The organism is Taklimakanibacter deserti (genome assembly GCA_003574785.1).
Map to the genome: position 1 here is coordinate 1 of QORU01000057.1, position 647 is coordinate 647.

Genomic DNA, 647 nt, shown 5'->3' on the forward strand with positions numbered 1-647 from the left:
CGCGGTATGATTAATCAAGTGTCATATATGGTTAAAGTGGAGGAATAATAGAGTGCGTTTAAATTCTCTTTCTCCAGCTGAAGGTGCTAAGCACAGTGCTAAACGTTTAGGTCGTGGTATCGGTTCTGGTTTAGGTAAAACCGGTGGTCGCGGTCATAAAGGTCAAAAATCTCGTACAGGCGGCGGTGTTCGTCGTGGTTTCGAGGGTGGTCAAATGCCTTTATACCGTCGTTTACCAAAATTTGGTTTTACTTCATTAAAATCATTCCATGTTGCTGAAATTCGTTTAAACGACTTAGCTAAAGTAGATGGTAACGAAGTAACTTTAGAATCACTTAAAGCTGCAAACGTAATCACTAAAGATATTTTATCTGTAAAAGTAATTTTAGCGGGTAAAATTGAAAAAGCGGTTGTAGTTAAAGGTTTAGGTGTGACTAAAGGCGCTAAAGTTGCTATCGAAGCTGCTGGCGGTTCTATCGAGGAATAATAGATGGCAAAGCAACCAGGGTACCAAGGTAGTACACAAAAAGGGACTGGCGAGCTTAAATCAAGATTATTATTTGTTTTAGGTGCGTTAATCGTTTTCCGTATCGGCTCTTTTATACCTGTTCCTGGCATTGATGCTTCTGTATTATCCGAATTAGTTC

1 protein-coding gene is annotated in these 647 nt (G+C 39.6%); it reads left to right on the top strand.

Translation table 11 applies throughout. From position 1 onward, the window contains the following. The first annotated feature begins 52 nt into the window (after positions 1–52). Positions 53–487, top strand: coding sequence for a 50S ribosomal protein L15 (gene rplO / locus DS839_RS35900; RefSeq protein WP_005599316.1), 435 nt, complete (start codon positions 53–55; stop codon positions 485–487). The last annotated feature ends 160 nt before the right edge of the window (positions 488–647 follow it).